The organism is Leptonema illini DSM 21528, from assembly GCF_000243335.1.
GTDB classification, from domain to species: domain Bacteria; phylum Spirochaetota; class Leptospiria; order Leptospirales; family Leptonemataceae; genus Leptonema; species Leptonema illini.
In genome coordinates, this window is the sequence record NZ_JH597773.1 from 3,618,115 (window position 1) to 3,642,353 (window position 24,239).

General features: G+C 55.1%; 24 protein-coding genes. 8 read left to right on the forward strand and 16 right to left on the reverse strand.

The window, feature by feature from the left end:
* The 4 genes from LEPIL_RS23965 to LEPIL_RS16730 all read right to left on the reverse strand — a co-directional run.
* Positions 1 to 328: IS4 family transposase (locus LEPIL_RS23965; protein WP_246811971.1), on the reverse strand; the 328-nt coding region annotated here is incomplete at its 3' end.
* A complete protein-coding gene (locus tag LEPIL_RS16720; protein WP_052608436.1) occupies positions 282 to 1,298 on the reverse strand; it encodes an IS4 family transposase in 1,017 nt (338 codons plus the stop codon). The genes LEPIL_RS23965 and LEPIL_RS16720, both read right to left, overlap by 47 nt.
* An 86-nt stretch (positions 1,299 to 1,384) precedes the next feature.
* Positions 1,385 to 3,361, reverse strand: a complete 1,977-nt coding sequence (locus tag LEPIL_RS16725; RefSeq protein WP_002774267.1) for a hypothetical protein — start codon at positions 3,359 to 3,361, stop codon at positions 1,385 to 1,387.
* Between the two features lie 18 nt (positions 3,362 to 3,379).
* The gene (locus LEPIL_RS16730) at positions 3,380 to 4,234 is read right to left on the reverse strand and encodes an AAA family ATPase (RefSeq protein ID WP_002774268.1); all 855 of its coding nucleotides are present in this window, start codon (positions 4,232 to 4,234) and stop codon (positions 3,380 to 3,382) included.
* Positions 4,235 to 4,469: 235 nt separating this feature from the next.
* Between LEPIL_RS16730 and LEPIL_RS16735 the strand changes: the two genes are divergently transcribed.
* Entirely contained in the window at positions 4,470 to 5,420 is a 951-nt protein-coding gene (locus tag LEPIL_RS16735; protein WP_002774270.1) for a hypothetical protein, read from the forward strand.
* A gap of 109 nt (positions 5,421 to 5,529) precedes the next feature.
* The gene (locus LEPIL_RS16740; protein WP_002774272.1) at positions 5,530 to 7,014 is read left to right on the forward strand and encodes an HDOD domain-containing protein; all 1,485 of its coding nucleotides are present in this window, start codon (positions 5,530 to 5,532) and stop codon (positions 7,012 to 7,014) included.
* 48 nt (positions 7,015 to 7,062) lie between these two features.
* Here the strand turns inward: LEPIL_RS16740 and LEPIL_RS16745 are convergent, their stop codons facing one another.
* Positions 7,063 to 7,698, reverse strand: a complete 636-nt coding sequence (locus LEPIL_RS16745) for an NrsF family protein (protein ID WP_002774273.1) — start codon at positions 7,696 to 7,698, stop codon at positions 7,063 to 7,065.
* The gene (locus tag LEPIL_RS16750; protein ID WP_002774276.1) at positions 7,695 to 8,279 is read right to left on the reverse strand and encodes a sigma-70 family RNA polymerase sigma factor; all 585 of its coding nucleotides are present in this window, start codon (positions 8,277 to 8,279) and stop codon (positions 7,695 to 7,697) included. The genes LEPIL_RS16745 and LEPIL_RS16750 overlap by 4 nt, the downstream gene beginning before the upstream one ends.
* A gap of 45 nt (positions 8,280 to 8,324) precedes the next feature.
* Between LEPIL_RS16750 and fliG the strand changes: the two genes are divergently transcribed.
* A complete protein-coding gene (gene fliG / locus LEPIL_RS16755; RefSeq protein WP_157135100.1) occupies positions 8,325 to 9,431 on the forward strand; it encodes a flagellar motor switch protein FliG in 1,107 nt (368 codons plus the stop codon).
* A 42-nt stretch (positions 9,432 to 9,473) separates the two neighbouring features.
* Here the strand turns inward: fliG and LEPIL_RS23100 are convergent, their stop codons facing one another.
* From LEPIL_RS23100 to LEPIL_RS16800, 9 genes are all read right to left on the reverse strand, one after another.
* Positions 9,474 to 10,328: a phosphatidylglycerol lysyltransferase domain-containing protein gene (locus LEPIL_RS23100; RefSeq protein ID WP_002774280.1), complete on the reverse strand. Its 855-nt coding sequence runs from the start codon at positions 10,326 to 10,328 to the stop codon at positions 9,474 to 9,476.
* Positions 10,325 to 12,058 (reverse strand): cyclic nucleotide-binding domain-containing protein, encoded by a 1,734-nt coding sequence (locus LEPIL_RS16765; protein ID WP_002774282.1) that lies wholly within the window; start codon positions 12,056 to 12,058, stop codon positions 10,325 to 10,327. Before LEPIL_RS16765 ends, LEPIL_RS23100 begins: the two co-directional genes overlap by 4 nt.
* 113 nt (positions 12,059 to 12,171) lie before the next feature.
* Entirely contained in the window at positions 12,172 to 12,765 is a 594-nt protein-coding gene (locus tag LEPIL_RS16770) for a hypothetical protein (RefSeq protein WP_002774284.1), read from the reverse strand.
* A gap of 107 nt (positions 12,766 to 12,872) precedes the next feature.
* Entirely contained in the window at positions 12,873 to 13,184 is a 312-nt protein-coding gene (locus LEPIL_RS16775) for an Hpt domain-containing protein (protein WP_002774285.1), read from the reverse strand.
* Between the two features lie 248 nt (positions 13,185 to 13,432).
* The gene (gene lptE / locus LEPIL_RS16780; protein WP_040919043.1) at positions 13,433 to 13,975 is read right to left on the reverse strand and encodes an LPS assembly lipoprotein LptE; all 543 of its coding nucleotides are present in this window, start codon (positions 13,973 to 13,975) and stop codon (positions 13,433 to 13,435) included.
* Positions 13,976 to 14,016: 41 nt separating this feature from the next.
* Positions 14,017 to 15,009 (reverse strand): hypothetical protein, encoded by a 993-nt coding sequence (locus tag LEPIL_RS16785; RefSeq protein ID WP_002774290.1) that lies wholly within the window; start codon positions 15,007 to 15,009, stop codon positions 14,017 to 14,019.
* The gene (locus LEPIL_RS16790; RefSeq protein WP_002774292.1) at positions 15,006 to 16,988 is read right to left on the reverse strand and encodes a Gldg family protein; all 1,983 of its coding nucleotides are present in this window, start codon (positions 16,986 to 16,988) and stop codon (positions 15,006 to 15,008) included. Before LEPIL_RS16790 ends, LEPIL_RS16785 begins: the two co-directional genes overlap by 4 nt.
* 38 nt (positions 16,989 to 17,026) lie before the next feature.
* Positions 17,027 to 17,788 carry an ABC transporter permease gene (locus LEPIL_RS16795; RefSeq protein ID WP_002774294.1) on the reverse strand — a complete coding sequence of 254 codons (762 nt, stop codon included), beginning with the start codon at positions 17,786 to 17,788 and terminating at the stop codon, positions 17,027 to 17,029.
* A complete protein-coding gene (locus LEPIL_RS16800) occupies positions 17,785 to 18,516 on the reverse strand; it encodes an ABC transporter ATP-binding protein (RefSeq protein WP_002774296.1) in 732 nt (243 codons plus the stop codon). The genes LEPIL_RS16795 and LEPIL_RS16800 overlap by 4 nt, the downstream gene beginning before the upstream one ends.
* Before the next feature lie 156 nt (positions 18,517 to 18,672).
* Between LEPIL_RS16800 and LEPIL_RS16805 the strand changes: the two genes are divergently transcribed.
* From LEPIL_RS16805 to LEPIL_RS16820, 4 genes are all read left to right on the forward strand, one after another.
* The gene (locus LEPIL_RS16805; protein ID WP_002774297.1) at positions 18,673 to 20,268 is read left to right on the forward strand and encodes a tetratricopeptide repeat protein; all 1,596 of its coding nucleotides are present in this window, start codon (positions 18,673 to 18,675) and stop codon (positions 20,266 to 20,268) included.
* Between the two features lie 4 nt (positions 20,269 to 20,272).
* Complete coding sequence (gene folP / locus LEPIL_RS16810; RefSeq protein ID WP_002774299.1) at positions 20,273 to 21,085, forward strand: dihydropteroate synthase; 813 nt, start codon at positions 20,273 to 20,275, stop codon at positions 21,083 to 21,085.
* Positions 21,086 to 21,167: 82 nt separating this feature from the next.
* Positions 21,168 to 21,911: a 3-deoxy-manno-octulosonate cytidylyltransferase gene (gene kdsB, locus LEPIL_RS16815; RefSeq protein ID WP_002774301.1), complete on the forward strand. Its 744-nt coding sequence runs from the start codon at positions 21,168 to 21,170 to the stop codon at positions 21,909 to 21,911.
* A complete protein-coding gene (locus LEPIL_RS16820) occupies positions 21,908 to 22,870 on the forward strand; it encodes a hypothetical protein (RefSeq protein WP_002774302.1) in 963 nt (320 codons plus the stop codon). Before kdsB ends, LEPIL_RS16820 begins: the two co-directional genes overlap by 4 nt.
* Before the next feature lie 60 nt (positions 22,871 to 22,930).
* On the opposite strand, the gene LEPIL_RS16825 is transcribed toward LEPIL_RS16820, so the two are convergent.
* Entirely contained in the window at positions 22,931 to 23,200 is a 270-nt protein-coding gene (locus LEPIL_RS16825; protein WP_002774303.1) for a TMEM165/GDT1 family protein, read from the reverse strand.
* A gap of 72 nt (positions 23,201 to 23,272) precedes the next feature.
* On the opposite strand from LEPIL_RS16825, the gene LEPIL_RS16830 reads away from it, so the two are divergent.
* A complete protein-coding gene (locus tag LEPIL_RS16830; protein ID WP_002774304.1) occupies positions 23,273 to 24,238 on the forward strand; it encodes a fructosamine kinase family protein in 966 nt (321 codons plus the stop codon).
* Position 24,239 lies beyond the last annotated feature (1 nt).

The following is a 24,239-nucleotide window of genomic DNA, read 5'->3' on the forward strand; positions in this document are numbered from 1 at the left end:
AGAGAGAAGGAACCGTGTTTGGGAGTTCGGATGTATTGTTGATCCGACAGTGCAGGCTCTGCCATTCGTGTGGTTCAAAAACAATTTCTGCGGAGAGATCTGGAAGTTCCCTGCCTATGAATGTCAGGAAAAGGATTCTCCATGCGATGATGCTATCGACTGTGATGCATGACATCAGTCGAGCTCCGGTCTTCATCTGTCGGTTTTCAATCTTGCATCCAGATTTGAGGACCTTGAAGAAGGTCTCAATGATCCAGCGATCGGTGTACCATTCCACCTTCTCAACGGCTTCTTCGAAAGTGAGAACCGGCATTGTGGTGAGCAGCATCCATGAAATCCCCTCTTCCTTTTGCGGTGGATTTTTTTTCGCATGTATATACTGCATAGAGATCGAAAGATGGATTCTCTTTCACAGGATATCGGTGAAAAGGCCGTCGCATTGTTATCTTTGAGAAGCGTATTTGCAGCGTTGCTTCTCTTGCTTTCTTACCCACCTTTCTTTGAACCTGAATATCATACTCACCGAATACATCTATGGACTCCATGAAATCCCACAAAAAGCCCGAATCCCCGGCCAATTTGCGGTCTTTTGCAGCTCGAACAAGCAAATCAGGCGGATTTTCTGTAGATAGTTTATGATGCTCAAGGAAGAGATCATACATATCTCCTTCGCGATCGCAGACGTTTACGAAGTGAACTTTATCATTCATCTCCTTTTGAATCTCACAGACCTTGCGGTAGCTGTTTATCCATTTCATGCTCTCTTTGTCTTCGAGAGGAGTATTTCTTCTTTCCTCACGTGTGAGTTCAGAAGACCATGTGTTGTCAGGTCTATTCCAGATTTGTAGATCCAGTATTCCGAGCGGTGTGCCTTCGGGAGTAACGGCAAGAGTGGGATGAAGCATAAGTCCTCTTGTAAGGCGATTGCCGGCCGGTCCAATATCGTCGATAGCGTCACGAGTGCTATAGTCGATCGTCGATGTATCCTGAATCGCAAGAACAAGCTCTCGACCCTCGATCCTTCGCTTCGTGGACTCTGTGTGCGGACTTAAAATATTCTGTGAGTTCACCTTGCCGTTGTCAAAGAACCGATACACTCCTTTCGCACCCGCCCAGCTTGCCGACGCCTTTGGAACAGACGCACCCGGCTTCTGCATGAAAGCCTCAGCGACAGCAATGAGTCTGGCGTTCAAACGCGCATCACCGATATTTGCACTGGCGAATTCCTGCGCCCCCCAATTGGCTACTTCGCTATCCAGCTCCTGTGGTTCCTGAGCACTCTGCTGTCGTTTCTTCATGCGACATATTGCGCGGGCTCAAAAACAGTACAAGGAGAAATACTTCTGGGTAAGGATATGGCGGGTGAGGGTGGGAGCGAGCCGGGTTACCAGATGAACTCGCCCGCTCCTCCGCGCTTATCTCGTCCGTCAAGGACGTGAAAGCGGCGCACGCGATTCAGCTGAACCGGATTTATGTTCGAAAGCGGAAAGTGCGCGATGCGCTGGCCGAAGCGCCCGGCGAGGTAATGCAGACGTTGCGACGGAGGATGCTCGGCGACGTGCACGACGACGTTCTTCTCGTTATACAGAATGGCGGCGGCAAGCAGACGATCGCGGGCCTTATCAAATTGATTGAAGAAGGGATCGGTCCAGATATCGCCGAGCCGCCCGGGAGGGTAGGTTAACAGAAAACCTCCATAGACACAGCGACTGATTCCCGGGCCGACCATGTGCGTATGCATCGGAGTCGCATAAAAGGCCATGTCGGATTCCTGCGTATGCTCTCCCCACCAGACGACCTTCCACGGATGGGCCTCTTCGTCGTCGCTGTAGATGACGACGACGCTGCCGGCTTCGGCTCCTTTGCGTCGCACTTCTTTTACGAAAATGCGATCCTGATATACGTTGCGGATCGTTTCGCGATAATCGATACCGTCAAGCAGCGACGACGAGAAAGGCAGCGTGCGGCTTTCGTTACTCTTTAGAAGAGAAACGGCTTTCGTCTGCAGATACTTCGCGAAGTCCTCGATAATGATATCTTCTGGCGGGTACGAGCACATGCCGCCTTCGCCGAACGACTCCTTCCATTCGCCTGGATATTTTTCGCGTTGCAGCCCTTTGCGTATGGCCGGCGGCGCCACCTTCGGCTTATGATTGAGCTTCATACGGAAGCGGATCATCCGGCTGTTGCGATAGAGATCGTCGAGCGTTACCCGGGCCTCGGGAAAGGGCGAGTCTTTTTTCTCGAAACGCAGAAGAGTATCGTAAAAGATGCGGGCGAAGTTATCGTTTACGAACGATCGGGCGGCGACGACGAGTCGATACGGATCGGGCAATAACCGTTTGCCGAGAAGCGACCAGTTGCGGGCGAAGCGAAAGAAGAGCTTTTCGCGCTGCGGCGGAATAAACTCCGACGATTCCTCTTCGTAGATACGCCGTACTGTGCGATATACTTCGCGCTGCAGAAGGATGCGATCAAAGAGCGGGAATCTGCGCGGATCATTGCGTATCTGCAGCCACTTCACGTTATAGTATGCGGGTTGTTCGAGCACCTCTCCGCTTTCGGTTGAAAGCGAAAGGATCTCGACCTCTCCAGGAATCGGCTTCTCGTAACGGCGTTCGCTTTCCTGCGATTGCACGATGAGATCGAGAGGCTCGTCTTCTGATTCCAGATGCGATTCCATCACGGCCTGCAGCTCGCCGCTCACAGAATCTTCGGCGGCATAGGGTGAAACAAGCGCCATGAGCTCGTCGCGGGCCTTTGCATATTCGTCGTCGCTGCTGGATAACCATTTTTGAATGCGGGGCAGATGCCTGATGCCGCATAAAAAGAGGATGGGCCCGGGCAGGGCAGCTTCGATCTGACGCAGAGATTCGGCCATGCTGAATTCGCGCACGGCGTCGATAAGGTCGGTTTCCGGTGAGGCTGTCGCCAGTTCCTTGCGGTACTGCGTATACAGATCGTTCAGCGGATAATGCACAAGACTGTAGGTATCTGGAAAGGGCTCGCGAAAGATCGACGGCAGGTTGCTCAGCCGGTCGATGCAGAAGACGGGAACGCCGGCTTCAACCGCCGACCGCAATCCCTCAACAAGCGGTTCGAGAGGTTCAAGGATCAGATAAAACGGAAACTCGCCGTCGCGCTTGAGCACCGGAAAGCCGTCTGCATGAGCGATTGCTCTGTGCAGCTCATGACGCATATCGGCAGGCAGTTCGAGAACGACGGCAGAAGGCGGCCGCTCGAAGAAGACCCGGCGTACAAGAACGGTTACCTCGGCCGAGCCGTGAATCACCGGCAGCGCCTGGATCTTCTCGCTCAGCGGAATTAAAGGAAGCGGTCCCTGTGTGACATGGTTAACCATACGTAGGCCGATTCGAAATCAGACGATGTAACGCAGAGCGTCGTCGCCGAGAATGCCCATGACGGCATCGTGCAGAAGCTCTCGCAGAAGACCCGGCGACACGGCGCCTGTTCCGTTGATGTTGATCTGCTTTCGCGACGTACCGAGCTTGAGGATCATACGCGTGATATTGATGCCGTCCCGCACCGAGAACGGTTCGTCGTGCGAATGAGCGTTCTGTAAGAAGCTGACGACGTAGGCGATGATCTCGTCGGGAGCGAAGGGCATGTTCGCCTTGATGATTTCATGTTCTTCGTCGGCGTCGGCGAAGTCGATGTAGATCTGCGGTTGAAGCCGGCTCTGAATATACTCGGGGATTTCGAAGGTAGAGGCGTCTTCGTTCATCGTCGTACAGAACCGAAACTCCGGATGCGCCTTGATCTTTACGCCGGCGACGATGGATTCGACATAACGCCGGTGGTCAAGCAGCGGGGCGAGCGACGCCCAGGACTTCTCGCCCATTCGGTTGCCTTCGTCGAGGATGGCGACTCCGCCTTCGATCATGGCCGTTACGATGCCCGATGCGACATATTTAATCTTTCCCTCGGCATTGATGACAGGCGAGATGAGCAGGTCTTCGGGACGCGTATCCATCGTGCCCTGAAAGATCCAGTAGGGTCGGTCAAGCGCCTTAGCGGCGGCGCAGGCAAGGGTGGTTTTACCGACGCCCGGTCGGCCGATCAGCCTCGGACTGAGCGGCAGGTCGGATTCATGCACCTTCATCCAGCAGGCGAGCAGCTGATCGAGCACCTCCATGTTTCCGACCCAGTTCTGGTCCTGAGAGTCGGGCGGGGTGAGTTCGAGGGCGACGCCGTCGAGCTGAATCGTTTTCATGAACCCGTTTCGCTCCCTACGGGGCGATGTTCAAACATTTTTATTGTAGAGAACCCGAGCTTTCTTATCATGGTAGAGCCGTATCGGAAATCGCAGGCGCTCCGAACGGAGATTGCCTGGCAGCTGGCGGAGGGCTGAAATGAGAATCCCGCAGTCGATTTAGAGGCCCGCGTTTTTCTGTTTCTCTGTTAATTTCAAGTCCGCGACGTTCGATACTGGATGAAGGAGATCCGTGATGTTCAAGAAGCTCGGCCTGTTTGCCCTACTTGTTACCTTCCTCTCGGGAGGAGTACTGTTCAGCCAGGCTCCCAATATTTCCGAGCAGCCGGCGCAGCCCGGCAATACGACGGCCGTTAACAATACGGCGATGATCGCCATCGAGAACTTCAATCCTCAGCCCATGAGCGATCCGCGTTTTGTCGTATCGAACTTCTCGCTCGATCGCCGTTATGCTCCGGACGGCAAAGGTGAAATCCTCGACGTTTACTTCGACATTTATAATAACACATCCGAGGCTATCGAACTGTATGCCTGGGTCATGGCCTATACAGAAACGAATGCCATCGATAAAGACGAGCGACGGATCGTCCCTTACCCCACATGGCGGGTAGAGAATCCCGACAAGCGGCTCTTCCTGAACCGGTACATTACGATTACCCCGCAGAACATCGCCGCCGACCAGATATGGACGAAAGAGGATCCTGATTACAAGAGGCATATGTACGCCATTGAGCGTATGCGTTCGACTGTCGGCTCCATCAAGCCGATCGGTGACGTCTTTCCGCCGGCATGGAAGTATGTGGCCTATATCAACCGATTCCCGACGAAAGGTCTGCTTTTGAAGCTTTACGGAGATCAGGGTCCGGCGCAGAACGAGCTGGTGCAGACGAACTATGTGCCTCCGACACCCGAAGAAAAACGCACAAAGATCTTCAAGAATGTTCCCGCCCACACCTACACACTTGAACACACTCGTCGCAAGCTGATCTTCCGATCGCATCATTACTCGGCGTATCGGGCGGACTTTGAGTTCTTCAATAACGTCGCCATCGTTCTCTTTGATGCAAAGAAGGCCGCCGAAGCAGAAGAGCAGTCCAAGCGTGAGCTGCGCGAAGGTGAGATGCCCGCTCAGCCGATGGTGTACTATCGAACGATTCGCGCCAACAAAAAGCTGCGCATCTATTGATCTTGCTTCTGCGGTTGGCGAAAAACGGCGAAACCCGCTCCGGCGGGTTTTTGCATGTACGTGAAAAAAGGCGTTGACCGGCCGACGGAATACGGCAGCATTTTATTCCTTGTCGCATTCAGTAGATCAGAACGCTCTCACCGAGAGCCTGCTTTCGAATCGCTCCCTTGTATACGAGCTTCAGGGGAGCGATGACGCTTTTTTGCGTAACCTCAATTCGTTCACACACAGAGTTCTGTCCGAACTCGACCTTCTCTTTCTGAACGAGCCCATATTCATCATTCAATCCGAGCTGATAACGAACTTCCTGAAGGCCTGCGCCAAGCGTGTCTTCTTTGAGCGGGAAGGCCTCAGTCTTTCCGAGGCGGCCGATTATCAGAAGGGAATGCAGAGCTTTCGTACCGAGGTGCTCGAAAAGTGGGATTCGCAGGCCATACGGCTGGCCGAACATGGCATGCGAATCGTGATTACGTACGCGCTTACCGACGGCGGCATGCTTCTCACGATCGAGAATAATGTGGAGATCTCGCCGTTTGAATATGAGCGCATTCAGAAGCGACTCTCGTTCGACGTTCACTCTGTCGGCATCGATCCCGACTTCACGGGCAATATCGACCTCTCGGAGGGCGGCGGCCTGGGATTGATTCTCATCACCATCCTGCTTCAGAATACGGGAATCGGACGCAAGAACCTTCAATTTCATGCCGACAAAAACGGAACGCGGATGAAGCTCTTTATTCCGCTGCACGTCAGTCGTCCCGTCATTGAGCGACATCTGAGTGAGCGCGTCATCGGCAAGGTGGAGGCGCTGCCCTCCTTTCCCGAACACATTCGTCGCCTCATGGATCTGTGCGATTCGCCGAGTTCCGGGCTTGACCTGATCGCCTCGCATATCGGTCGAGACCCTTCGTTAACCGCTCAAATACTCAAACTGGCAGGGTCGGCGGGTTATATTACGCGAAACAAAAATCCGTCTCTTCTTGAAGCCGTACAGATCGTAGGACTCAATCAGGTGAAGTCTTTCTTGCTCGTCGCCGGCGTGCGCACCATTCTTACAGGTCTTGTTCCGTGCGAGCGCATGGAAGAGATCTGGGAAAGCAGCAATCGCATTTCTTTTTTTGCAGGCCAGCTTGTCCGTGATAAGCGAGAGCTCAAGGAAACGGTCATCGTCTCCGGCCTTCTGAACGACCTCGGCCGGATCGTCATCTATTCGTTCAGCGAAGAGGATTTCGATCGTTTGCGAAAGCTGACGGGCAAAGAGAGCAGCGAGGTGCAGGTCGTGCTTGAAGAGACGACGCTTGGGATCAGCTTTCCCGAAATCGGCGCCATGCTGGCCCGTAAGTGGAACTTTCCCGAGAACATCCTTTATGCCATCCGCTACCAGATGCGTCCGCTTCATGTAGATGAATCGAGAGAATCGCTCGTTTATCCCGTCTATCTCGCCCGTTGCATGGCCGAGGTTCTCAAAGGCTGCCAGCAGTTCGAGTACATCGAATACCGCGTGTTAAAGGCATACGGGCTTCTTGATAGAAACGTTTTCAACAAAACGTTAGCCGAGATGGAAGAGCGATTCGTAAAGCAGTATTCCGTGTAGCGGAAAGTAAAGCACTGATCGGCCATTCAGGCGGCCGGCTACATCAGGCTATCGTTTCAGTCCGCTCTGCACAAGCATCACAATTAACAGAAGAGCCGTCACCGGTAGAAAATGCTCCTGAAAGACGTGCAGGGAGCTGTGATCCCTACAGAGGATGCCGGCGCAGGCCGATGCTGCCAGTGAAGACGAGAGAAAAAGAGCGATGGCCGATGCCTCGCGGTTCAGGACGAAGCGATTCCGGACGATGATGGCGAGAAAGATGAAGGGCAGGATGCCGATGAGCATGATGTCGAGGATACACATGCTGCCATGCCAGCGCATGATCTCTTCGGCTGCCTGCGGCATTAACGAGATGTCATAGAGAAGGTATGCTCCCCATAGAACGAAGAACACGACAGTGAGCAGTTGCCAGGGCTTCGTCCGGCGCCCAGGAAGAGAGAGCAGAATCGCCCAGATACCCGAGGGCACAGCGGGCAGAAGCGCGAGCAAAAAGGCCGGATTAATAAGATGAAATGCCCAGCTGCGTTCGGGCATAATCATCGAGGCGATCGTCAGCGACGAAAGCACAAGGATAAGAAAGGCGCCCGCCCAGGTAAGGAGCGGCGGCCACAGACGCGAGCGATCGGGCACGCAGGATAGCTCGTTTACGAGCGAATCGATAAGATCAGATCGGCGTTCGTTCATGGCCGCTCTCCCTGAAGCGACGACTCCGCCTCACCACCGGGGAATCTTGCCCGGATCTTCTTATACGCCCTGTGGGCGGCTACCTTCAATGCCGTTTCGCTCATATCAAGAATAGAGGCCGCTTCCTTCACCGAGAATCCGTCGATTTTCAGGAGACGCACGATCTCACGCTGACGCTCGGGCAGATCCTGAATGGCACGCAATACGGCCTCTCGATCGACCAGGTCGTCGGGGTTTTCCTTTTCATGATTCGCTATTAAAGGCAGGATGGTTTCACCCGGAACCTCCATTCGATCGATACGGCTCTGTTTTCTTACATAGTCGATATAGCGACGGTAGGCGATCGAATACATCCAGTTCGAATAGGGCAGCGAAGGATTGTAGGTGGAGCGGGCCCGATGGAGCGAGAGCAGCGTTTCCTGTATCAGATCGTCCCGGTTATCCTGCCTGTAGATGCGGGAGCGAAAGTAGTCCGAGAGCATGCGGGCGCTCTCTTCAAGCAGCAGCCTGTAGGAGCGCTGGTCTCCTGCGAGAGACTCGGTCATCCACCGTTTCAGTTGCTGCTCTTTGCTGTGCGCCATCGGAAATGTGTTTGAAAAATGGAGCCCGAATGCGACTTAATCCATGTGAAAAAGCGGAAGAAGGATTCAGCGCTCGACTTTACGGTCGGTGATATGATTGAAGACAACCGGAGCAAGAAAAATACTGCCGACCGGTCGGATCGGGGCCTGTTTCCGGAATTTCAGATTCAGGGCGGAGTTCAGAAGGCAGCCCGGCTGCTTCTTGCCCTCGGGGCCGACGAGGCGTCGCGCATTTTGCGAGAGATGCGGGATGACGAGATCCGCCTGCTCATCGAAGAGATGAGTCGCATCCGCTTTATTACTGCAGAAGAGAAGAATCGCATTCTTGACGAGTTCCGCTCGGCCGTTCCTTCCGAGGCGCCGGTGGAGGGCGGCCCCGAGGCCGCTCGCAGCATGCTTGTGCGCAGCTTCGGCGAGGCGAAGGCCGACGAGATGCTCAGTCGCATGCAGCGGCAGGATGCACGGCGGCAGTTCGATTTTCTGACCGCCTATGAGCCTTCTCTCATCGCCTCGGTTCTGTCGCAGGAGCATCCGCAGATTGCCGCCGTCACGCTCTCGTATATGAAGCCCTCTCTGGCCGCCCAGGCCTTCAAATACATGCCCGATGAGTTGCGTATGGATCTCTGTACGCGCATCGGCCGCTCGGCTAAGATCAGCCCCGAGGCCGTCGTGCGTGCGGCGAAGTCGCTTCAGGAGAAATTCGAGAAGCGCATCGACGAAACCTTCAGCGACACAGGCGGAGCCGAGACGTTGGCCGGCATCCTCAACCATCTCGATCGTGGAACGGAAGAGCGCATCCTCGATCAGCTACAGAACGCCGAGCCCGAGCTGTTTGAGCGCGTGAAAGAGCGGCTTTATACGTTTGAAGAACTTGTGAGCCTCGATGCAAAGGAGCTGCGTCTGCTTCTCTCGCAGATCGACACCGATACGATAGCGACCGCATTGCGAGGAGCGCCCGAAGAGATGCGTCGCGCCTTTTTCAATTCGCTGTCGCAGAACCGCGCCGCCGACGTACTTGATGAGATGGACCATCGGGGCCCGATCTCGGTGCGTGAGATCAACGAAGGGCGCGGCTTCATTCTTCAGACGGCGCGACGACTCGATGAAGAAGGCCGCATCTTGATCAAGAAGGAGCGCGACGAGTACATTTAGAGCCCTGCAAAGGGGCACGGAATTCCATGGTCGGTGCGACTTCTATCTGTGAAAGAGAGCGTCGAAGAAAAGGCGGGCGCTTCCTGTTGTGAAGAACAGGTCGACAAGCGGCAGAAAGAGGCGTCGTCGGCTAACCAGAAAGACCGGCCTCCATTGCGGATGAAACTTCGCTTTGAAGGCATATAGTCCGCGCGCATGATAAGCGTGTGACATCATACGTCCGTAAAAATGAATGCGAATATCGGGCGGATCGCCGACTACAAAAGGGCATTCACCAAGGCTGAGTTCGTATGCTCCCTCCTGTTTGAGATCTGTAGCCGCCCGTATGATGAGCGCTTCCATCGTTCCTTTCGGAGCGTCCTGTGCTCGCATAAGGATTTCTGTGTGGTAGGCTCGTTCACCGCGACGACTGGCCGTCACCAGGCCGACGACCTGACCGCCGACGACGAAAGACCATGCCTTATGCCATTGAGATGCGTCGGTGAGATAAAGCCCGCGTAACGCCGGCCTGTTTGCGTACGCGGAGCGGCTGCGTAGTTCACTCAGATCGGGGTAGGGCCGGTCGGTTTGTGATGTCGGGAAGTATTCGATATGGCCGTACCGCAAAGCACGCCTCGCAAGCTCTCGCAGCGACGATCTATGCCAGGCCGTATCATTGAGATCAAGGGCCGCTTCGATGCCGCTCTGGAAGACGTGGCTGCCTGTTTTACGAAATCGTAGCGCAATCTCTTCGCCCGCTCCGCGTAGAACGGCAGGGCGTGCAGATACAAGCAGAGCGGTGAGAAGTTCATCAAGGTCGGATGTTTGCTTGAGCGAGGCGCTCTGAATCCACTGTGAGCGCGAGAGCAGCAGCGAGCGAGATATAACGGTCGCCTTATCGTCGAGACGCCAGCTCAGCGGGAGCTTTTCAGTCGTAGTAACTCCTCCTCGTTTTTATGTATGATCTTTACAAGGTTCTGAATCAGGCCCAGAACGAAGTCGGGGTTCGCCTGCATCAGAGCATCGAGATGGTCACGGTGTGCCACGGCAACGACACAGTCTGTCACGCATTCGGCAGTCGCCGATCGCGGCTTATCTGATACAAGAGCCATCTCGCCGAAGATACTTCCCGGGCCGAGTTCCGAGAGCTGCAGACGCTTGCCGTTATCAAGCTCCTTGAAGAATGCGATCTGTCCCTTTTTTATCAGAAAGAATTGTCCTCCGCGATCGCCCTCTTTGAAAATAGACTCACCGGCGCAGTAGTCGCGCTCGTTCTGCATTACGGTGAGCGGACGGACGAAAAGCGCGCGCACGCTATGACTGCCCGGAAAATTCAGAAGAAGCATGAAGCCTTTGATCAAACGAAAGAAAAGATAACGCAGAAAGTAGCGCTTATAGGATTGCTGATCGGGCAGAAGATCGACGATCATTCCCGAGGGATAGTGGCCGGTGTTATTCTCGATCGTTTCGCGAACGACATAGGTTATCGTTGAGCTGGTTCTGTTATGATAGCTCATCCGGAGCTGAATGCGATCTCCTTCTCCGAAGAAATCTTCAGAATGGATAAACATCGATCGCGAAGAGATCTCATAAGAGATCGCCGAGATGCGAGTGTTTCGGTGACCGGTCATCTCGATGTCGACGACGACGGGAATACGCAGCCGTTTGTTCTTAAAGTACTCGGAGTTCACGCTACCGATAACAAAAAAGATCACGCCAAACGAGGCGGGCATGATGCCGAAAATGGCGAGGCGATAGCTTGTATCTACTTTAAGAAAGGGCGAGTACCAATCCGCATCAATAAAATAAAGAGCGGCGAAGGCAAGCATGACCAGCGAAAGAAAGATACGCAGATAGTTCGGCTGAAAGCGAAAGAACGGAATATGCGGTAGATTGCGCGTCCCGGACGAATAAAGGATCCACTTGGCGTAACCGAGCTGCTTTTCAAGCGTGAACCAGTCCTCGAAGCGCCAGGCTCGGTCGGCGAGATAAGAATGTTCGGGAAAGGTCTGCATGCGCGAATACAGGACTTCAAACAGCAGCACGGAAAGGACGATCATCGGCCCCGTATAGACCTCCCAACCCTGATCGGGCATGCAGGTCAGATCGTACAGTCCGTGCAGGGCGACAGGAACGGCAAACGCAAGGACAAGCGACCTGACTCTATTTCCAGAAAGGGCAAAGGATCGGCCCATGCCGATGTAATACGCCTGGATGCCGCACGTCGCCAGATGCATGGGCACGGAGCTGATAAAGCGAATATAGATGCTTTCGGGAGGAAGATTGAAGGCATAAACGAGGTTTTCGAGAAATGCGAAACCGGCCCCGAAGTGGATACCGGCCGAGACAAAACGCCGGATTCCTGCTTTTCGGTAGAACAGGTGAATGAGTGCCAGCAAAAAGAGATAGCTGATCGCTTTCTCGAGAGCGGCCGCCTTGATAAAGACGCTCCAGTCGCCCTTGAGCAGCAAAAAAAATCCGCTCAACACAGAGGATAAAATCAAGAGAATGAGGCCGGCAAGAATTCCCGTCAGGAAGGACTGGAAGAGAAAGATGTATGGACGCAGGTTGCCGTAGTAGCTCAGGTACGCATAAAGCACCAGAAGCTGCACGAAGAGAAAGCCCAGTGTACGCGCATCAAGAGCCATAGATCCGTTTCTATTATCGGATCAGCGGTGGCGGTTTATTGCAAAGAGCATAAAAAAGGCGAGCCACAGCCCGCCTTCTTCATATTCAAAATGGTTTGGACCGCGGGCGTGAATCACATATCCTTCGTCAGAGCCTTGTAGATATAGGCATTTGCACCGAGCATAATGGGGAAGAATGCAAGTGCGCCTGCAAATGCGAACAGAGTACCGATGATCTGATGGATGAACCCACCGATCGCGCTGAGGATGGCAAGACCGACAAAGAGTGCAGCGGTGAGCGCCAGCGTTCCAAGGAAAATCGTCCACTTTTTGCCGTAAGTCAGTTCGTTGCTTTTACGAAGTGCTGCCATAGGGTCAAGGCCGCGATCCAGCAACAGGTAAAAGCTCTGGCCGAAGGCGATGCGCACAATGGGCATTACCAGAAGAGCCAGTGAAGCGAGCAGCATTCCAAACATAAGTCCGGAAAGAAGGAAGAATTCGCCCATCTGCTTACGATACTCAGGGTTGAAGATCTCAGTGGGGCTCAGACCTTCATCTTTTACCATCTTCGGAACAAGATTCACGAGACCGATCGTAGTGCCGACGTTGATATAGGGAATCCACGCCGTCAGTACGTACAGGAAGGCGTTGATCAGAAGAGGAACAAAGTTCCGGAGCCCGATCTGTATGCCGTTGGTGACGATGGCTCCTATCGTTAATTCGTTCATTGAATGAACCTCCGTTTTTTATGTTTCGGTAGCGTGAGCGCTTACCGCACGGAAGTCAATATGTTTTATTTTCAGAAATAGTTTTCGCCGTGTTTTTTCAGGTCGGTTTACAGCGGCTTATCGACAAAGACGATATCGGTGTTCGCCATCAGTTGTGAAAGCTCTTCGTTGAGAGAGCGGCAACGAGCCGCGTTGCTTTCTTTCGCGGCGATCTCAATCTCGCGACCCAGTTCGGTAACGCGATCGAATCCGTAACCGCCGCCGGCCCCTTTCATACGATGACCGAGCGTTCGGACCGTTTCAAAATCTCCGGACTGAAGTGCATCATGGATAGACGATATGTTTTTCGACACCGTATCAAGAAACAACGGCATGATATCTTCAAGCTCTTTTGAAACTTCGAGGCGAATGCGGGACATACAGGCTCATTCTACCGGCGTCCGCGAACAGGCAAGCTTAAATCCCGCCTGCACCCACCTTCGGCCGTGCGGGTAAAGCACGGGCACACCTCATTCCTCACCCCGCGGGTGGTGCTTTGTTGTTTGGTTGAGCACCGGGCGGGGTTCGGATGGGCGTGCCTGTGCTGGGATTGGTCGGATTGTTGGGCGCGGCGACGCTGTATCCGCTGCTGACACAACTGATGCAAAGGTTGTTCTAACGCGCTATTTCAGGGGGAAGGGCTTTGCTGCGGATATTCCTGGCTGATGCGATTGTAGATCTTGCGGCAAATGGACGAGTACAGTCGGCGTCGGGCTGTGACTTCGTCTTCGACGAGGCCTTCTTGAGTGGAGTATTGCGTGCGGGCGTCTTCTTCAAATGATGTGACCGTCAGCCCCGTCTGGCGCTCGATCAGGCGCACGCGCACGACCATGTTAAGGTCGTATCGCGTGGGATTGAGCTCGTTGTCGAACAGATGGCCTTCGCGGCGATAGAGGATGACGTCTCCGAAGAGAATGAAGCGAGCAGCGTCACGATCTTCAACAAGAACGTATCCGCGGCGCATGTGGATGTATGTGCGCAGTGATTCCGTCAGCTCCATCTGCAAATCGCCTTCAAACGTCGAGTTGCCGAAGTTCTGTAAGAAAAGCGTGCGCTGCTCGACGGGAAGGCCCGATAGGCGCCTGTCTTCGGTGATGCATGCGACGGAGAGCAAAAGCAGCATCAGCGGCAGAAATCGAGACGGACGGAAAAGGGCACAAACGGAATCCACAACTCCTGATACTGACGGGCACTCAAGACGGCAACCGAATCTCAGGGAGTCGGGATGGCACTGAGTCGATCGACAAAGCGGTCGAATCGTTCCTTCTTCACCGCATCGATGACGCCCTCCGAGTCCGCGCGGATCATCGTACCGTTCGGCCCTTCAAGCTCTCCATTATAGAGTGTGAGTCGCAGCGTGCGATCGCCAAACGTGCGCTGGAGAGCGCTGCCGGCTGCCGGCCCTTCAAGCACAAGATCAAGCTCTATCGTGTAAAGAGGCTGACCGGGCGTCTCTTTTTCTGTCAGCATCTCGTCTCGTTGCATATCATACAGCGTCGTGAGCAGGTTCATCACCGTCGGCTGTGCAATCTCTTTTTCCTCGCCGCCCTTCGCCTTTACAAACCAGTGAACAGCTTCGACCTTAGATCCGTCGGGCGCCTGGGCCGCCTGCTTTTTGCGAAAGAGTTCGACGCTGCGATCGGGGCCGACGATGCGCAGGCGATCGGGAACCGTGCCTGCCGGCATCACAATCAACCGCTTCTCGATATAGTGCGCGGGATCGGTGGATAGCCGGCTGAAGATATGATCGGGCAGAAGATAGACGCGCTGCGGATCTTCGGGCATCCTTACGGGGCTGAGGGCGTTCTGCGTTCTTCCGGCGCAGAGCGTGTCGGTGGAGCTTCCGTGAAAGAGGCGGATGCATTGCGCGTCGGCAAAGCGTTTGCCGGCCTCGGCCTCATCGAGGATGTACTCCCCTTTGACGATCGGAGCTTCGAATTCGGCGAAGATTCCTTTTACGGCCGGCGATCCCGGTCGGCGGATAACCTTTCCGTTAACCGAAGGCGTTATAAAGAAGCGGTCTTCAAACCAGCCCGATTCTTTTTCAAGACGCACCGGCCCGGTCGGGCCTTCATACTCGATGGCGTCGATGGATTTACGCCAGAGCCGTCCGAACTCTTCTTTCTTCGGAGTAAAGAAGATGAAGCCGAGCAGGGCGATCAGTCCGAGGGCTCCGAAGAGCAGCCACTTTTTTTCGGAGCTCATCGATTCTGCTCTCCGAACTTACGGCGGCGGCGATACAGATAGAGCGAAAGAGCAAGCAGCAAACCCGAGGCGACGGGAAATCCGAATACGCCGAGCACGATATTGCGCAGCTTCAGATCGTCGTTTACCTGAATGGCGCGGTCGGTGCGTTCTTTTACTACGATGCCGGGAATCTCGCTGCCGCCGACCAGCCAGAGCATGCTATCAAGGCCGAAGCGCACGTTCTCTTTATCGACGGGAAAGGCCAGCATGGCGTTGGAAAGCATATTTGCGTCCGAAAGCACGATTAGCTTGCCCGGCTGTGCGGTTAACGAAGCGTCACGCTGGGATTCGCCGGGCATGGGCGCTGTCGAGCCTTCTGAAGGGCGTTCTGTGGTATCTTCAAAGAGCAGACCGAGTACGAAGCGACCGGCCTCTTCGCCCGGCTCGATACGCCCGTTGCGATTGCGATCGCGAAAGGCGCGACCGTCGGAATGCAGTAGCAGATCTTCTTTATACGCGGTCTTCGTTCCCTCGGGCTGAGTTGCCGCAGGCTCAGTCGGCTTTCGCTTTTCGAAGAATCCCTGGCCGGAAAGCAGCACGGCTCCGCGCAGCACCGACTTCAGGCTCTGGACCATCTTATGATCGCTGAACGAACCCGTGTGCAGCAGGCCGGGATGATCGCGAAACATACTCAAAAAGCCCGACTGTAAGCGATATTGAGAGCCCACGTCTTCAAGAAGCCAGGCAAAATCCTCTTTGCCGGTCGGATTGGCAAGCGCAAGCACCGAGCCTCCTTTTCGCAGATAAGCAAGGATGGCATCACGGCTCTCTATCGAGTAGGGCACGGTCGGGCCCGCCAGTACTAACGCTTTTGCGTCGTCGGGAATGGTGATGGTCGGGCCGCTGTCCGTCTGAGTGATTGTGAAGTTATAGAAACGCAAGGCGGTGATCCATTCGTCGAGTCCGTCTGGAGCGGGGCGTCCGGCAGAGGGACCGAGCTCGCCGTTTGACCGGGCGAAGTAGATCTTCGACGGCGGCAGCGATACGTGCACAAGCGCCTCGATCAGGCTCTTTTCAAACCGATCCAGATCCTTTTCGCCGTACACGTAGACCCTTCTTTCGGCGAATGGCGTTGTCGTCGATGCCTCATCGGAATACGAGCGAATCAGGATCGTGCCGTTTGTGATGCCGCGATACTCTTCGTTGCCGGGGTCGACTAAATCTGCGTTCACGATATCGACGGATAACTTCGGATTGATGAGCTTGAGCTGATCGATCATTACGCGCAGCTCTTCTGATATCGTCGTCAGTTCCGGAGGAGTGGTGCGCCGTCCCGTATCGCGGATCACCTGCTGCACGGGAAGAAAGGCGATGATACGCACGGGACGGTCGATGGCCTTGATGACGGCGCGGGCCGGTTCGCTATACGAGTACAGTCCGGGACTGAGATCAAGCGAGGCGTTGCGATAGGCCGAGATAACGTTCAGGCCTGCAAGCAGGGCGACGAGTCCGATGACCTGAAGGGCAGCCAGAGAGCCGAATCGACTGCGAATGCCCGGATCTCGTACCGTGTCTTCTGAGGCGGCCTCAAGACCGAGCCACAGGCGATAGAGGAATCCGCCGAAGAGGCCGATCAAGAAAAGCGCAAGCAGCACCGAGCGCAGACGTCCAATCGGAGTATCTTCGACGGCGCCCGTCTTATCAAGGGGCAACGAAAGAAACGACCGCACGATAAAGAGCACGCTTGCAAGGGCGAACGTTGCCCAGGCGGCTAACAGGCGCGGTCGATAGTATGCAGCGGCCGACCGGAACGAAGGAGCGGGCGCAACAAAAAAGGCGATCGGATCAACAAGCAAGGCGACAAGGGAAAGCAGGGCGAAGGCCCATCCCATCCAGCCATCGAGAGAGTTAAGCGACAGGAGCAGGCCGACGGAGCCGACAAGAAGCAGCCATGCGCCGGCGGAGCTGAGCATGCGAGAGAAACGTGTATGATTCATGATAGCAGACCTCGATACAGTGCGGTTAGTAACCTTGCTCAATTCCATCCGCGAAAGCGTCGGAACTCAAGCGCCTTCACGGCCAGGAAATGAAAGAGGACGCCGCCCGACAGGAAGAGCACCGTCCCTTTAAGCGGGATTACGCCTCTTGCAAAAGGCAGAAATTGATTGAAGGCGTGAAAGTGCGAGAAGATCTCACGGGCCGGCGAGGGAAATAGCCCCGAATAAAAACCGCCGATGTCGACGGCGATGATCACGCCGACAGCGATAAGAAGAGCCATAAACGGACTCTCGCTGACCGAGGAGGCAAAAACGCCAAGAGCGACGGCATAGTAGGCGACAGTGAGCAATCCAACGAAGGCGGCAAAGGCCTGATAGAAAGGCGTCTCGGCGATGCCGACGATGTAGATGACGTCGAGAAGAAGCAGCAATCCGGCGACGACAGAAAAGTTCATCAGTATCTTGCCCGTTACGAGCTCGAAATCTGTGACCGGAAGCGTATAGAGCAGATCAAGCGTGCCCTGACGCTTCTCGGCGACGAACGTGTTCATCGTTAAGAAAACGCTGGCGACTAACGTGAGAATGTAGAACATGCGAATCATCAGCGCTGTCACCTGTTCGTAGGTCGCTCCCTGGCTGAGGCCGAGAACGACGCTGACGAGTCCGGCAAGAAAAACGACGACGGTCAGGCTGATAGCCGGCGATCCCGAGCCCGGAAAAGAAGCGAACTCTTTTAAGAGAATCCAGCGGATGCGAAGAAGCGACTGTCGCCCGCGATTCATCGATGATTCCGTATTCATCGTCCTACCTCCATCTCTCCGCCTGTAAGCGACAGGAAGCGCTCTTCAAGGTTATTCAGCTCGTCGCCCTGAAACTCGGCGACCTTCTCGCCGCGATGCAAAATGATGACGCGGTCGCAGGTGCGCGAGACCTCGGTTAAGATGTGGCTTGAAAGAAGGATCGTATGATCCTGCGCCAGCTCGCGCACAAGCTTGCGCATCTCGACGATCTGATGCGGGTCCAGGCCCGAAACGGGCTCGTCGAATATGAGAAGCGGCGGATGCCCCATAAGCGTCTGTGCGATACCGACTCGCTTGCGATAGCCGAGCGAGAGGTGTTTGATTAAAGAATGCCGGGCCTTTTCAAGCCCGGTCTTTGACGTCACCTTTTCAAAGAGTGCATCAAACTCCGCCTCGGAAACGCCGCGCAGGCGTGCGATGAAGCGCAGGTACTGGAGTACGGTGAGCTCAGCGTAGACGGCGGGATTTTCGGGCAGATAACCGATGCGAGAACGAGCGGCCATGGGATCGGCGACGATGTCGTTCCCTTCAAGAAAGACCCTGCCCTCTGTGGGAAGCAGAAGGCCGGTGAGCACCTTGAGGCATGTCGTTTTGCCGGCGCCGTTGCGACCGAGCAATCCGACCACCTCTCCTCTGTTGATTTCAAACGATACCCGGCGAAGGGCCTGAAAATCGCCGTAGGATCGGCTCAGTCCTTCGACCTGGACCACGGGTTGCTTTGCCGACATAGATGCTCAGATGCGGGATTTGCGGCCTGTATGTCAACGTCTTTCAGGGGCAATACGGAATGACAGCAATCTGCCGTCTGCTGTACTGGATTTACTTCCCGACTGCTCAGGTGTAACTCTTTGAGTTCACTGTCGGGCTTCTCTCAGGTCACTGGTATGAAAAAGTTCGCCTTCTCTTTTGCTTCTGTACTCCTCATTTTTCTGTCCGTTCAGGGTCTTCAGGCCCAGGATGCTCTGCGAGAAGGCAAGATCGCCTTTGCAAAGCGCAATTATTCGCAGGCCATCACGCTCTTGCAGGCGGCAAAGAAGGCAAGGCCGTCCGATGGCGAGGCCTATTACTACACCGCCCTTGTGTATGAGCGCACCGGCAAGAAGGGCGCGGCCTTGAGCGAATACCGCCGGGCTACGGAATTGCAGCTCGCTCCGGAGCTGAAAGAGAAGGCCTTCTGGAAGCTTGTGCTGCACTATCGTCACGTACAGGATTGGGATAATCTCTATTCGGTATCGCAGCGCTTTTTAGCATTCCGGCCTAACAGAGAGGTCGAGAAGTTCCGGGATCAGGCCGAGGCCAATCTGAATCCCGCCCGCAAGCGCATACAGCGACTGATTGCCGAGGGCGAGGCCGACGAGAAGCGAGGGCAGCTCTCGCAGGCCGCCGCCCACTATGCCGAGGCGGCGCGTCTTGATCCCGAGAATATCAAGATCCTCTGGAAGGCCGGCGACGCCTATCGCAAGCTCGATCGTTGCCGCGACGCCCTGCCCTACTACAAAAAGGCCATCGCCGCCGATGATGATTCGTGGTACTCTCATTTTCAGGCGGGCGTCTGCCAGTACGGTCTGCGCGAATTCGACGATGCGCTTGTATCGTTTGCAAAGGCCGAGAAGCGCAACGATCGCCCCGATGAGACGTTTAAGTTCTATCTGAATACGGGGCGCGGCCTCGCTCATCTTGAGCTCGAGCAGATCGACGAGGCGGAACGAGCGCTCAGTATTCTAAAATCGAATCGCAAGCTTTTCGAGAAAAGTGCTCCGGCTTCGATTCTGGCGGCCATGCTTGCCCTTCTCAAGAATGACCGAGCGTCCATCGATCCTTACCTGAATCGTATCGGCAAAACCGATCCCGACCGCCCGGCCGTACCTCTTCTGCGATCGATCCGCGCCGTGAACGTCGGCGACTATGCAGAGGCCGAGAAGCAGATGGATGAACTCTTCCTCGAGAACGAGAAGCGTGGGAACAGGTTTAACCACTATGTCGCCCAGGCCCTTGTATTGATCGCCCATCATCATTATCTGAACGGACGTAACGAAAAGGCGCTACAGGCCCTTGCACGCTATAGATCTCTTGAAGTAGATGAAACGGCCTCTAAAGGCGTTCTCTACAGATTATCCTCGGCCAACCCCGTCACTCCTTTCAAAGAAGGACAGTCGGCCCTTGCACAGAAATACTCGGCTGTGCTTCGTATCCTGGCCGCTCATCCGACACAGGCAGCGGCCATCGTCGAAGGCCGTATTCTCTTTGAAGAGGATGAACGAGAGCAGGCCTGGTCTGCTTTAAACAAGGCTCAGGGTGATCCTCTCTGCCGTTTCTATCTGGCCGAACTGCAACGCGAAAGAGGCGATGCAAAGCTTGCCCGCGAAACTTTAAAGTCGGCTCTACGCGAAGACGACACGCTTGTGCAACGGCTTCAAGAGTTCAAGGAGCTCGACGAGATCTGGCGAACGCCCGAACCCGTGCCCGAAGCGAAGCCATAAGCCTATGATTCCGCATATCGCAGGCATCCTCAATATGACGACGGATTCTTTCTCGGACGGAGGGCTTTTCGTCGAGGGTGCAGCGGCTGAGCGACAGGCGCTGAGGTTGATCGAAGAGGGAGCAACAACAATCGATATCGGCGCCGTCTCGTCTAACCCCACCGGAGCGGACGTCTCTGTACAGGATGAGATCGATCGCTTGAATCGCGTTGTGCCCGCATTGCTTGAGCGCGGACTTTCTATATCGATCGATAGTTTTCGTACTCCGGTGCAACGTCATTTTCTACGAAGCGGCATCAGGTTCCTCAACGACATCTCGGGCTTCGCAGATCGCTCGTTTTATTCGGAGCTCGCCGATAGCGAAGTCCGCCTGGTCATCATGCATAGCGTGCAGAGCGGACGGGCCCGGGTCGAAGAGATTGATCCGGCATCGATACCGTCACGATTGATCGCCTTTTTCGATGAAAGAATCGAGGCGCTTGAGAAGGCTGGCGTTGCGCGTGAGCGGATGATCCTTGATCCGGGCATGGGGCATTTTATCGGACGCAATCCTCAGTGCTCCGTGCAGGCCATCCGATTCTTGCCCGAATTAAAGGCCCGGTACGGTACTTCGCTGCTTGTGGGCGTTTCCCGTAAGTCGTTTCTTGGCGCCATAACGGGGCGAGACGTCACGGAGCGACAGTCGGCGACGCTGGCAGCCGAGCTGGCCTGCGTGTTGCGCGGCGCGGATTTTATTCGCACACATGAGCCGGCTCCGCTTCTTGACGCTTGCCGTGTGCTTGATCGAATCAATGCAGATAGTATGCCTGCCCTTTAGCAGGAAGAACCCGTCAATAAACCCACGGGGGATTATGAGACGTGTTCAAAGTGAATTTTAAAAGTCGTCTGGAGCATGAGTCATGGGAAAGGTTTTAGGAGTGATACCGGCAAGGTACGGTTCGACCCGGTTTCCGGGAAAGGTTCTTGCGAAGATCGGAACGTATCCGATGATCCGATATGTATATGAGGCGGCGAAGCAGGCGAAGGGCCTTGACCATCTTGTCATCGCCACCGACGACGAGCGCGTGCGCGAGGCCGTCGAGGCCTTTGGCGGCGAATGCCTCATGACATCCGAAGAGCATAAAAGCGGCACCGATCGTCTGGCCGAGGTGGCCGAGTATTACAAGGATTACGATATTCTTGTGAATATCCAGGGCGACGAGCCCGGCATCGAGCCCGAGCTGATCGACGGCGTAGCGCGCATGAAGATCGAGAACCCGGACTGGGAGATGACGACGGCCGCTCGTCCGTTCAAGCCGGGTGAAGATCCGTTGCAACCGAATCGCGTGAAGGTTGTGATGACGCGCAGCGGAAGGGCGCTGTATTTCTCACGTTCGCTCATCCCCTTCCCTCGTAACAAGGTGGATCGTCCGGTCTATCTGCATCTGGGAATCTACGCCTATCAGCGTGACTTCCTCATGCGTTTTCATACGCTGCCCGCCTCGGGCCTTGAAGATGCCGAGTCCCTCGAACAGCTGCGCGCCCTTGAAAACGATCATTCTATCGGCGTTTTCATTACGGAAGCTTCGCTGCCCGGCGTGGATACGCCCGAGGATCTGGCGGCGATTACGGGAATCTTCAAAAGCAAGGGCCTTCTTCGTTGAATACGCTTGAGACACTTCTCGAAATCCTGAAGCGACTGGAGGAACTCAACCAGAAGCTTCAGGAGATCCCCATACCGACGTCCGAAGACATCTATCGGCGTCATATGAGCGATCTGCACGATTCCGAGGAGAGTCTCATGTATCAATTGCGCCTTTTACAGGAGGCGCATTTTATCTTCATGATCCATATCGTCGAGCCCGACGATCGGTTGATGATTCCGGGCATCTACGGTTATGTCGTCGCGAAGAACGAGATTCTGCATCCGCTTGTGGCCGAGTATCACAGGCGACTCGAGCAGGTGTATGAGGCGCAGCTTTTCAAGCGCAAGGCGGCCTCAACGATCATCCGCGAGTTGATGCCCGAGGTAAAGCAGTACAACAACACGCCGCTCGGGCAGATCCTCAATATCTCGATCATGCTCGAACAGTACGTTCGCCTGATCGCCGAGAAGCCCGAAGAATACGAGGATTACTGGAAGCAGGTAAAGCTACGTCAGCTGCTTCCCGATCTCGAAGGCGTTGAGAGTGTGGACATGCCGGGCTTCGGCGACCTCGCTTCAGATTCAGATCTGGGCGAGGAAGATTCGAAGGGGCCTGTCGAGAAGGTCGTGCGCCGAGCCGTCGATACTCCGGAGTATCAGGAATTGGCCCGCATGGATCTTTCCGGATCCTGGGGCAAGGCCGTGGAAAAGTACGGGGTCGTCTTTTTGATGCGCGTGCATCTTCGCAAGATGGAATTCGACACGCTGAAGCGCCTGATGTCGCGTCGTCGCATCACGCGCGAAGAAGATCTGCGTTACCTGCGAGATTCGCTGCGTGTCATGGAAGAACGGTTCTCGCTCGATCGAAGCATGGCGCACATGATCGAGCCTGTGCGCGAATTAAAGCGCATTGCGCAGATCCGCCTGAATCAGTTCACGATCTTGCGCAAGAAGCTCGAAGACGAACTCGACGTTTAATGCGCGGACTCCGGTCTGCACAGCTAACGGTCCAGATGCCCTGAAAATCCTTCGCCGTCTTTAACGAGAGAAAAGCGTCCATACCCCGATGATGATAAATCCGGCCCCCGCCACCATCTTGATATAAGACGGATCGATGCGGGTGCTCAACCAGTTACCGGCGACGACGCCGATGCCCGCAGCAAGAATTAGGGCGACGGCCGATCCGATAAAAACGATATAAGGATCTCGACCCTCTGCCGAGAACATCATGGTTGCAAGCTGCGTTTTGTCGCCTATCTCTGCGAGAAAGACCGACCAGAATACGATGATAAGGCTACGCCAATCCATGGGCCGTAATTGCGCTATGCTCTATAGAGGCAAATCGTTTGCACCGTTACCCTGTACTTATAGCGTCGCTCTATGAATACCGGCACGCTGGAGAGGCAGCTTGAGAAGGCTCTGAACGACAGGCATTCGTCGCCGGGCCTGAGCGTTCTTCGCTCTACCATACAGTTCCATTCGAGCTCACTCTTTCCGCTGTTTCGCTGGCAGGTTCATCTGTCGGATGGCTCCGCCCCGGTGTATGCCCTGAAGCAGGTGAACGGACTGCAGATGACCCTGAGTGAGGCCGATGGTCTGGCCATGCTTGCCACGCACGGCGCGCGAACGCCGTCGGTGGTCGGTGTGTTGTCGGCCTCTGACGATGCGGCAGAAGGTCCTGCAAGCAAAAGAGAGATGGGTTCAGAGGGAGGCGCAGACAGGCAGGGCGTCTATTACCTTGCGATGCAGTTTATCGAACACCGCGCCGTCGATCGCCTTCTTGCTAAGGAAGATCTGCTCGGGTCGCTGCAGAGGCTCTATTCTTTTTCAGCGGAGGCCTTTGGTTATCAGCGTTTTAACTATGTCGGCTCACTTGAGCAGCGCAACGGTTTACATGTAACGTTTGAGGAATTCTGGTGGCAGGATCGCATTCAGCCGATGCTTGCGCTATGTCAGTCGATGGGCCGCTTGCGAGGGTTAGCCGAAGTCCGGATCGAGCAAACGATACATCGGTGTATTGAAAGGCTGGATTTAGCGTCTGAGCGCCCGACGCCCGTTCACGGCGATCTCTGGAGCGGCAACGTTCTCTTTTCGGGAAGCGAGGCCTACCTGATCGATCCGTCGGTGGCGTATTCTCTTCCCGAGCAAGACTTCGCCATGCTGGAGCTCTTTGGAAGCCCGCTTACGATGGACGACTACCGGAGCCTGCGCGATATTCCCGTTGATCTACTGAAAAGGCGCATCGAGTTTTTTCAGCTGTACCCGCTGCTTGTGCATGTCGCCCTTTTTGGCGGATCGTATGAGAGGCAGGCGTTGCAGCTGCTCGAAAGGATCGCCTCCGCGTAAC

Coding starts and splice junctions, on each gene's coding strand:
- LEPIL_RS16800 (WP_002774296.1), bottom strand. CDS start 18,516: ATGTCGGCAAAGCAACCCGTGGTCCAGGTCGAAGGACTGAGCCGATCC.
- LEPIL_RS16725 (WP_002774267.1), bottom strand. CDS start 3,361: ATGGTTAACCATGTCACACAGGGACCGCTTCCTTTAATTCCGCTGAGC.
- LEPIL_RS16830 (WP_002774304.1), top strand. CDS start 23,273: ATGAATACCGGCACGCTGGAGAGGCAGCTTGAGAAGGCTCTGAACGAC.
- LEPIL_RS16790 (WP_002774292.1), bottom strand. CDS start 16,988: ATGAATCATACACGTTTCTCTCGCATGCTCAGCTCCGCCGGCGCATGG.
- LEPIL_RS16795 (WP_002774294.1), bottom strand. CDS start 17,788: ATGAATACGGAATCATCGATGAATCGCGGGCGACAGTCGCTTCTTCGC.
- LEPIL_RS16730 (WP_002774268.1), bottom strand. CDS start 4,234: ATGAAAACGATTCAGCTCGACGGCGTCGCCCTCGAACTCACCCCGCCC.
- LEPIL_RS16805 (WP_002774297.1), top strand. CDS start 18,673: ATGAAAAAGTTCGCCTTCTCTTTTGCTTCTGTACTCCTCATTTTTCTG.
- LEPIL_RS16785 (WP_002774290.1), bottom strand. CDS start 15,009: ATGAGCTCCGAAAAAAAGTGGCTGCTCTTCGGAGCCCTCGGACTGATC.
- LEPIL_RS16720 (WP_052608436.1), bottom strand. CDS start 1,298: ATGAAGAAACGACAGCAGAGTGCTCAGGAACCACAGGAGCTGGATAGC.
- LEPIL_RS16825 (WP_002774303.1), bottom strand. CDS start 23,200: ATGGATTGGCGTAGCCTTATCATCGTATTCTGGTCGGTCTTTCTCGCA.
- LEPIL_RS16765 (WP_002774282.1), bottom strand. CDS start 12,058: ATGGCTCTTGATGCGCGTACACTGGGCTTTCTCTTCGTGCAGCTTCTG.
- LEPIL_RS16745 (WP_002774273.1), bottom strand. CDS start 7,698: ATGAACGAACGCCGATCTGATCTTATCGATTCGCTCGTAAACGAGCTA.
- kdsB (WP_002774301.1), top strand. CDS start 21,168: ATGGGAAAGGTTTTAGGAGTGATACCGGCAAGGTACGGTTCGACCCGG.
- LEPIL_RS16775 (WP_002774285.1), bottom strand. CDS start 13,184: ATGTCCCGCATTCGCCTCGAAGTTTCAAAAGAGCTTGAAGATATCATG.
- LEPIL_RS16750 (WP_002774276.1), bottom strand. CDS start 8,279: ATGGCGCACAGCAAAGAGCAGCAACTGAAACGGTGGATGACCGAGTCT.
- LEPIL_RS16735 (WP_002774270.1), top strand. CDS start 4,470: ATGTTCAAGAAGCTCGGCCTGTTTGCCCTACTTGTTACCTTCCTCTCG.
- folP (WP_002774299.1), top strand. CDS start 20,273: ATGATTCCGCATATCGCAGGCATCCTCAATATGACGACGGATTCTTTC.
- LEPIL_RS16770 (WP_002774284.1), bottom strand. CDS start 12,765: ATGAACGAATTAACGATAGGAGCCATCGTCACCAACGGCATACAGATC.